The following is an 8874-nucleotide window of genomic DNA, read 5'->3' as shown; positions in this document are numbered from 1 at the left end:
GACGCATCAAGAAGTCTTATCAGCGCGCCGGTAGGACAAAAACTCTGGGAAATGACCTGGCCGGTTATTTTCGGTGTGGCTACCCTTATCAGTTTTAATGTTGTCGATACCTTCTTTATTAGTATGCTTGGAACTGACCCCTTAGCGGCTGTCAGTTTTACTTTCCCTGTTACCTTTACTGTTGTCAGCCTGGCTATTGGTCTGGGTATTGGAACCTCTGCGGTTATTGCCCGAAAGTACGGTTCAGATAAACCCGACGAGGCTCATTTTGATGGTTTTTCGGCACTTTCCGTGTCGGCTTTATTAGTCGCGGCTTTGGCCTTAATCGGCTACTTGCCGATGGATCCAATTTACAGCTTGCTGCAGGCTCAGGATAGGTTAATGCCACTTATCCGGGAGTACATGACGCTATGGTATTTTGGCTGTGTCATGCTGGTGACGCCTATGGTGGGTAATGCCGTATTGCGTGCATCGGGGGATACTCGCACTCCTTCGCTTATTATGGCTTCCGGTGGTTTAGCTAACGCTATTTTCGATCCTATTTTAATTTTTGGTTTGGGGCCTATTCCGGCTATGGGGATTCAGGGCGCGGCGCTGGCCAGTGTCATCTCCTGGTTCAGCGGCGTCTTTTTAGTTTTCTGGTTGCTGCGTCGGAATAAATTGGTGTCTTCAAAACCGCCGGGCGGCAGACTGTTTATTGACGCCTGGATAAAGTCCGCCAGAGGTATTTTAAAAATTGGTATGCCGGCAGCCAGCGCAAATATGCTGACGCCTTTAGCCATGTCAGTAATGACCGCTATTGTTGCTTCCTACGGTGCGCCTGCGGTGGCCGCTTTTGGTGTCGGTTCGCGGCTTGAATCGCTGGCCAGCGTTATTATTCTGGCGTTGTCTATGTCGTTGCCGCCTTTAATTAGCCAAAATTACGGTGCCGACCGCATAGACAGAGTAAAAGAAGCGTATCGAACCGCTCTAAAAGCGGTGTTGGCGATTCAGGCTGTGATTTATCTGCTTATGTTGGTTGGTGCGCATTGGATAGCGCAGATTTTTGCTGAAGAGAAAGCCGTTGCCGACATTGTAAAACTCTTTATTTATATTATGCCGTTGGGTTACGGATTGCAGGGCATTATTATACTGACAAACTCCAGCTTTAATGCTGTGCACCGGCCAATGAATGCCTTATGGCTGAGCATTATTCGTTTATTTGTGTTGTTCGTGCCACTTTCCTATTTGGGAAGTTTATTAGCCGATTTGACCGGTTTATTCATCGGTGGTGTCGTCGCTAATCTGTTTACCGCTATTATTGCGTATTGGTGGTTTTCACGAGAGTTGAGGAGAGAACGTGGCTAAGAAATTTGAACTGGTTTCTAAATACAAGCCGGCGGGTGACCAGCCCAAAGCCATCGAATCGCTGCTCGATAATCTGGATGCCGGTTTGGCGCACCAGGTGCTTCTGGGTGTCACTGGTTCAGGTAAGACCTTTACCATGGCGAATGTAATTGAGCGTTCGCAGCGACCTACGTTGATACTGGCGCACAATAAAACATTGGCGGCGCAGCTGTATGGTGAGATGAAAGAATATTTTCCCAATAACGCGGTGGAATATTTTGTCTCTTACTATGACTATTATCAACCCGAAGCTTATGTTCCGACGACCGACACCTTCATTGAGAAAGACGCCTCAATTAACGACCATATAGAGCAAATGCGTTTGTCCGCTACCAAGGCGCTTATGGAGCGGCGCGACGTAGTTCTGGTTGCTTCGGTATCGGCCATTTACGGCTTGGGTGACCCCGAGTCTTACATGAAAATGATGCTGCACTTGCGTCGTGGCGACATTATTGATCAGCGAGACATTATTCGACGCCTTGCGCAACTTCAGTACAAACGCAACGATGCGGCTTTTGAGCGCGGCACTTACCGGGTTCGTGGCGATGTTATTGATATCTTCCCGGCAGAGTCGGAAGAGATGGCTGTGCGAGTCGAGTTGTTCGACAGCGAAGTTGACCGCATCAGCTTTTTTGAGCCGCTGACAGGTCAGGTAACAGAAAAAGACGTTGCGCGCGCCACTATTTACCCGAAAACACATTACGTGACGCCGCGGGAAGTATTGGTTAAAGCGATTGAAAAGATAAAAGATGAACTGAAAGACCGCCGTGAAATTTTGCTTAAACAAAACAAGCTGATTGAAGAGCAACGGATTAGTCAGCGGACACAATTTGATATTGAAATGATGCTGGAGCTTGGTTATTGCTCAGGCATTGAAAACTATTCTCGCTATCTGTCCGGCCGTGCGCCCGGCGAGCCGCCACCAACCTTAATGGACTATTTACCCGATGACGCTCTGCTGATTATTGATGAGTCTCACGTTACCGTTTCTCAGGTTGGGGCCATGTACAAAGGTGACCGCTCACGTAAAGAGAACCTGGTTGAATACGGTTTTCGCTTGCCGTCGGCGCTGGATAACAGACCACTTAAATTTGATGAGTTTGAAGCCATAGCGCCACAGACAATGTATGTGTCGGCAACGCCCGGTAAATATGAGCTGGAACGCAGTAGTAACGAAGTGGTAGAGCAGGTGGTCAGGCCGACAGGGCTTATTGACCCGCAGATAGAAGTGCGGCCGGTTGCAACACAGGTGGATGATTTAATGTCTGAAATTCGTTTGCGCACCGAGCAGGGCGAACGGGTACTGGCAACCACATTGACCAAGAAAATGGCTGAAGATTTAGCAGACTACCTGGATGAACATGGAATAAAGGTACGCTACCTGCACTCAGACATTGATACCGTTGAGCGCATGGAAATTATTCGCGATTTACGTCTAGGCGAATTTGACGTGCTGGTAGGAATTAACCTATTACGAGAAGGCTTGGATATGCCCGAAGTGTCTTTGGTGGCAATTCTGGACGCTGATAAAGAAGGCTTCTTGCGTTCTGATCGTTCACTTATTCAGACCATTGGCCGTGCGGCGCGTAATGTTAATGGCCGGGCTATTTTATACGCTGACCGCATTACCGGCTCTATGCAGCGCGCCATGGAAGAAACTGAACGCCGCCGTAATAAACAAATAGCGCATAACAAAGAACACGGAATTACCCCACAGGGGCTTAATAAAGGTATTACCGATGTGATGGACTTGGGGCAGGGCTCAGCCAAAGCTCGTAAGAGTAAAGCTGAAAAAGCTCTGGCTGAAGTGGCTTCTGGCTATGACGCCCGTACCGTTGTTGTTAAAGACGCAAAAGCTGTCATGAAAGAAATTGAAGCTAAGGAAAAAGAAATGTACAAAGCGGCGCAGAACCTTGAGTTTGAACTAGCCGGAAAGCTTAGGGATGAAGTGGCCGAACTGCGTGAACAATTAAAACGAGCGGTTTAACAGAATACTCTGAGACGAACAGGGTTATCGCTTTTTTCAATTGGTTTTAACAACCTTAATCGGCAATACTTTATACTAAGTCGAAGTGGGAGGTTGTTATGAAAGACGCAGCAAAAACAGTATCATTTGGTATCATGCATTTTACTATAGCCTTTGGCGTTGTCTGGCTGATGACAGGCGATATCGTACTAGGTGGTGCAATCGCCTTGATTGAGCCTTTAGTGAACACAGTAGGTTACTATTTTCATGAAAAAATCTGGCAGCGCGGAGATAAGCGCCGGGCAGCGGTTGGTCGAGAAAGCGCGATACTTGGATAAAGAGGGCAGAGCGAGCTTCCCGCTCTCGCTCTTGCTGGTTCTGTTATTTGAAATGCGCGGTTATGTCGCCGCCATTATTTCTCTGACTTTCGCTGAAGATCGTACCCGACTGCTAAAACTCTTTTATACCAGTTCGGAGCAATTTGGACTGATGCTGCTGGTCGGATTACCGGCGTTAATTGTTCTGCTGGCAACGACCTTTGCTGGTGAAGATGAGCGCAACTGGGCCAATGTATTAATGCGTTTTGCCCAACCCTTGTTATTACTCTCGCTTATTGTCGATGCAACATTAATTCTGTGGATGTTTATTGAACAGCATGGTGCGTTTTCTTTCGGCCGGGCTGGCATTATATTTGGCTGGTTTATTTGTGGTTGGTACTTAATAAATTCCAGGCGTTGGCGGTTCTATCGTCGACATTTAGCTAGTCGTTATTAACACGGCCATTCAGGTAAAACCATTTACCATCTTCTTGCACGAAGTCAGACTGTTCTTCCATAAAAGCTACGTCATTGCCGTCTTTATAAAAAGCCCGGAAATGAACTTGTCCTTTATTCTGGTCAACGCTGGATGAAATGACCTGCAGTTTAAGCCAATTTGGAGAGTCACTTAAGTCGAGCAACGGCGGGCGCGAGCTACTGTGCCAGGTGGCTTCTAAATAACTGGCCAGGCGGCCGACAAAGGCACTGTAGCGCGAACGCATAAGTGCTTCCGGAGACGGGGCTGTTGCCTCTCCGCTATGGTAAGCGTAGCAACAATCCTGATAGGTTTTATCTAAGCCGCAAGGGCAGGGTTCTGTCATTTTCATAGCGCGAACTTTACCAGTACGCGCTATGATTTCAACTGCAATTTTAGTCGGTTTTACCCGAATGGTTCTTACCCAGTCCGCCACTGATGGTTAACTGTAAGGCATCAGCTGGTTTCATAGTCAGTGACTCAACGCAGTCACCCGGAACAATCACCATATAACCGCCTACGTTATAACTCATGGGTAAGAACACGGCGACCTGGTCTTCTTTCATGAGTTCGGACAGGCGATCGCCTTTAATGCCACTTTTTTTAGTAACAATGCCAATAAGTCGTAAGTTACTACCGGGCAGGGTAACCAGTACAACTGATTCTTCAGCAAAGTTCTTACCTGACATCATCTCGAACACATCATTAATTGTGCCGTATAAGCTGCGCAACAAAGGCAGTCTATTCATCAGTTTTCCGGGTAGTTGCCATAGTGAATCAATAAAATTCCAACGAGAGCTGAAACCAATAAGAAGTGCAATCGCTAAAAAACTAATAAAAGCCAAACCTGGGAAGTAAGAGGATTCACCGAGTAACGTTGTCCAAATTGGCTTCAGCCAGGTCTCTATTGTGACTAACAGCCATTGTAATAAGGCAAAAGTCACGACAATGGGCAGTAAAATAGCTAACCCTTTAAACAAATACTGTAAGGTTCTTTTCATTATTCAGGCCTTATGGCTTTATGTCAGTCACATTGTGAGAGCAATAGTTTAATCGGACAAGTAATATTCTATGGTGGATACCACCCGTATTTTCTTCAGGTGAGGGTTATGACGGTCGCGTGCACTGATACTAAACTGCCCCTGTCGAGCCTGCTTTATTTTGCCCAGTTCAGAGTTAGAGTCTAAGGCAAACTTTTCGGCTACCTCCCGCGCTTTTTTGGTCGCCTCTTCTATCATTTCGGGTTTCACTTCATTTAAGCGAGTAAATACATAGTCGGGTTGAGCCTGGTAGCTATCGGTAGTAAAAACAATACCTTCTTTGCCCAGTTCACCGAGAAGACTCATGATACCGCGAACTTGCTCAACATTTTCGGAGTATACAGTTATGGTTTTTGTGGCTGTATAGCGAAACTCTGCAGGCTGAGATGAACCATAGCTTTGGGCTGATTTATCGGTAATTGACGGGGCAGACGAAGAAATTTCATCCTGCTCTATGCCTTTATTTTGCAGAAACTCAATGACCTTTTGGTTGGATTTCTCAATGGTTTTATAAATGGCGGTTAAATCATTACTGGCGGTTGTAAATTGAATGGGCCAGATGACGGTGTCAGCAAGGTACTCACGCTCTGACAGCCCTTTTACAGTAACCGTGCGTTCCATCGACTTATGCTCAAGTACTGCATTTGAGCCAATCACAGCAATAATGGCGAAGCTGATGATCAGTGAAATACCGAGTATCAGAGTATTTTTAGTTGAGCTCATTTTAACTCCCATCGTGGTTTACTTACCTACACTATAGGACAAAATTCGTGACAAATGGCTATAGGGCAGCTGGGTTTGTTCGTGCCAGTGGTTAAAGGCATTTTGTGCCTGCTTCAGGCCTTTTTGACTGGTGGGGGAGGCATCTATCAGCTTGTAATTGGTCAGCGCGGTGACAACGTCATTAGACATAATAAAACCGTCCCAGCCAAGTTCGCGCAGAACGTATTGCGGAGTAACGCCGCCCAGCCGAGATCCGTTCTTTTTAAGGTAGTGCAGCAATTCTGCTTGCCGGCTTGATGGCCACTGCGCTAAGAACTTACCAAAGCTGCCGTACTCTTCGGATACTTCAACAATCATACGGGCGTTAGCTGGAACGGTATTTATTTTCTGCTGATTACGAACAATGCGTTCATCTTTTGACAGTTCTTCTAATATCTCTGGTGGTACTTGTTGCCAGTAAAGCGGAACAAAACCTTTAAAAGCTTCCTCAAAACCCGGCCATTTCGCCTCAATAATTCTCCAGACAAAGCCCGCCCGAAAAATACAGCGGGTAATAGTAGCAAGTACATCCCGGTCTTCGAGTTGTTCTAATTGGGTTACGGACGATACTTTAGGCAGGCGTGCAAGCATCGCACTTTCGCCACCTTTACGCTGGCAGGCTCTGTCATAGAAACGAGAAAAGTTGATTGTTATATCGGTCATGGTCTTCCTGCTTTTTAATCTAGCATCCAGTCTGCAATGGCGCGGCAATGAAGTTCGGTGGTATCGAACAATGGCAGGGCAGAATGTTCTTGTTGAACCAGCAGACCAATTTCAGTGCAGCCTAAAATAACGCCTTGTGCGCCTTGCGCTGCCAGATCTTCAATAATTCTTAGGTACTGTTTGCGCGCGCTATCAGTAAATTGGCCATGGCACAGTTCTTTAAAAATAATGTTGTCGACTGTATTGCCGTCACCTTCACCGGGTATCAGTACCTTAATGTTTTGTTGTTCAAGGCGCTCTCTATAAAACGGTTGCTGCATGGTGAAGCGTGTACCCAGCAACCCAACCTGGTTAACGTTGTTTTGTTTAAGGTGCTCCGCCACGGCGTCGACAATGTGCAATAAAGGCAGTTTAACGGCATCTTCAACCTGTGGAGCCACTTTGTGCATCGTATTTGTTGCTATAATAATACTTTCAGCACCCGCTTTTTCCAACTGCCGGGCTTTGGCAATAAGAGCTTGTGTAGCTGCATCCCAGTCACCCTTACTTTGCATCTCTTCAATAGGCGCAAAGTCGAGGCTGGCCAGAAGAATTTCAGCACTGTGCAAGCCTCCCAGGCGCTTATTTATTAGCTGGTTCAAACGCTTATAATAAGTGCTGGTTGATTCCCAGCTCATGCCACCAATAATGCCGACTGTTTTCATTAAAGCCTCCGCAACCGTCTTTTAAACACAGCCTACCTTAGTTTCTTAAGCAAGTTAACGCAGAGTTTAGATGAAAAATATCTAATTTATATTGCATTTATTTTAATTGAACGGTCAATTAACTAAGTTTGATTTTAATTGAATGATCAATTAACCTTAACGCCGTTGTCACATTAGCCCCATACATTAAGGAACTTCACTACAACACAAGAAACAGGAACTTTTATGAAAACTTATGTGCCTATGAAGCAAAGCTTAATCGCACTATCTGTACTATCAGCATTATCTGCTACCTCCCTGCCAGCAATGGCGCAAGACACTCAAGATCAGCAAGCAGAAGAAGAAAAAGAACAAATGGAAGCCATTGTGGTTACTGGCCGCAGTGTTTCTTATGCGAATAACGCCGCTTCTGCAGAAATGAAAAAGCAACAAACGTCTATGACCAGCGCTTTGGCAATGGTTGATAACTTACCCGGCGTTTTGGTAAACGAAGGTGACCCGTTCGGATCTGATGAATGGTCAACCAGCATCTCAATTCGCGGTTTCCAGTTAGATTTAGAATCTCAGCAAATTGGTATGACTGTAGATGGTATTTCTAACGGCAACTCAAACTACGGCGGTGGTACTAAAGCCAGCCGTTACATTGACACTGAAAACTTACGTGGCACGGAAGTTTCTCAGGGTACAGCCGACATTAGTTCTCGTTCAAACGAGGCTTTGGGTGGTACCTTGAACTTTACGACTATTCGTCCTGCGTACGAAGAACAGTTTACCGTTAGCACCACGATTGGCGAGCATAACGCACAAAAATTGTATGCACGTTACGATACTGGCGAAATCGCTAAAGACACTTACGCGTGGTTTTCTCTTTCGAGCCAACAAAACGATGACTACATGGATGGTTCGGTAACCAATACGCGTGACCATGCTGAAGGTAAAATTATCAGTCGTGTTGGTGACGTAGATTTAACGGGTTACGTGAGTTACGACGACGCTCAGGAATATACCTATCAACGAGTTTATGGTTTAGCACAGTATGAACAAAACTCTGAATGGGACGGCCTGACTGAAGACTGGACAGGCATTCCTTATCAAGACCAGGCATGGCGTGAAGGTTGGGTAACTGAACGTGAAAACCTGTTTGGTTACCTAAAAGCCGACTTCATGTTGGGTGAAGTGGATGTCAGCACTAACGTTTACTATCACGAAAACGAAGGTGCTGGTAAGTGGATTCCATATTACATCGCTGATGTTACCGACGACGGTGCAGGAAACCCTCACTCGGAACTGGACCCTTCAACCACAGCTTACGGCGGTTCTTCACAAGGTTTTATCTATTTTGTTAACCGCGACGGCCAGTCATTATCACCTGAAGCAGGCTGCGAGAGCTCAATTGGTTACCCTTATGGCGGCGGCGGAGCCGAAGTAGACCCGGGTTGCTATGAGCAAGGCGCTATGCCGGTCAGTTCGCATCGCCATACTCACTACGAAAAGCAACGCTACGGCGTCAATGGTGACTTTGTATGGGATACCACAATTGCCGGTATGGCAAACACCTTAC

At 46.3% G+C, this 8874-nt stretch carries 10 protein-coding genes; 5 read left to right on the top strand and 5 right to left on the bottom strand.

Features of this window, described 5'->3' with window-relative positions; translation table 11 throughout:
- The 4 genes from B3180_RS05260 to B3180_RS05245 form a co-directional block, all read left to right on the top strand.
- Positions 1-1347: MATE family efflux transporter (locus B3180_RS05260; protein WP_349677606.1), on the top strand; the 1347-nt coding region annotated here is incomplete at its 5' end.
- Complete coding sequence (gene uvrB, locus B3180_RS05255) at positions 1340-3373, top strand: excinuclease ABC subunit UvrB (protein ID WP_224797184.1); 2034 nt, start codon at positions 1340-1342, stop codon at positions 3371-3373. The genes B3180_RS05260 and uvrB, both read left to right, overlap by 8 nt.
- Positions 3374-3471: 98 nt before the next feature.
- The gene (locus tag B3180_RS05250) at positions 3472-3690 is read left to right on the top strand and encodes a DUF2061 domain-containing protein (protein WP_222235586.1); all 219 of its coding nucleotides are present in this window, start codon (positions 3472-3474) and stop codon (positions 3688-3690) included.
- Positions 3683-4126 carry a DUF2919 family protein gene (locus B3180_RS05245; protein WP_244994777.1) on the top strand — a complete coding sequence of 148 codons (444 nt, stop codon included), beginning with the start codon at positions 3683-3685 and terminating at the stop codon, positions 4124-4126. The genes B3180_RS05250 and B3180_RS05245 overlap by 8 nt, the downstream gene beginning before the upstream one ends.
- Here the strand turns inward: B3180_RS05245 and B3180_RS05240 are convergent.
- The 5 genes from B3180_RS05240 to B3180_RS05220 are packed head-to-tail and all read right to left on the bottom strand — an operon-like array spanning position 4113 to position 7313.
- Positions 4113-4496 (bottom strand): YchJ family protein, encoded by a 384-nt coding sequence (locus B3180_RS05240; RefSeq protein WP_074930781.1) that lies wholly within the window; start codon positions 4494-4496, stop codon positions 4113-4115. The two genes, B3180_RS05245 and B3180_RS05240, sit on opposite strands and share 14 nt — an antisense overlap.
- Before the next feature lie 43 nt (positions 4497-4539).
- The gene (locus B3180_RS05235; RefSeq protein ID WP_054491295.1) at positions 4540-5145 is read right to left on the bottom strand and encodes a DUF502 domain-containing protein; all 606 of its coding nucleotides are present in this window, start codon (positions 5143-5145) and stop codon (positions 4540-4542) included.
- Between the two features lie 48 nt (positions 5146-5193).
- Positions 5194-5907, bottom strand: a complete 714-nt coding sequence (locus B3180_RS05230; RefSeq protein ID WP_222235583.1) for an SIMPL domain-containing protein — start codon at positions 5905-5907, stop codon at positions 5194-5196.
- Between the two features lie 18 nt (positions 5908-5925).
- The gene (locus B3180_RS05225; RefSeq protein WP_222235582.1) at positions 5926-6609 is read right to left on the bottom strand and encodes a DNA-3-methyladenine glycosylase I; all 684 of its coding nucleotides are present in this window, start codon (positions 6607-6609) and stop codon (positions 5926-5928) included.
- Between the two features lie 14 nt (positions 6610-6623).
- Positions 6624-7313, bottom strand: coding sequence for an aspartate/glutamate racemase family protein (locus tag B3180_RS05220; protein WP_278358802.1), 690 nt, complete (start codon positions 7311-7313; stop codon positions 6624-6626).
- Between the two features lie 225 nt (positions 7314-7538).
- On the opposite strand from B3180_RS05220, the gene B3180_RS05215 reads away from it, so the two are divergent.
- On the top strand, positions 7539-8874 hold a 1336-nt coding region (locus B3180_RS05215), incomplete at its 3' end, for a TonB-dependent receptor plug domain-containing protein (RefSeq protein ID WP_286843417.1).

It is taken from the genome of Idiomarina sp. UBA4206 (genome assembly GCF_002383015.1).
Classification (GTDB): domain Bacteria; phylum Pseudomonadota; class Gammaproteobacteria; order Enterobacterales; family Alteromonadaceae; genus Idiomarina; species Idiomarina abyssalis.
The sequence above is the reverse complement of the archived record's forward strand: the minus strand, read 5'-3'. Positions and strand labels throughout refer to the sequence as shown.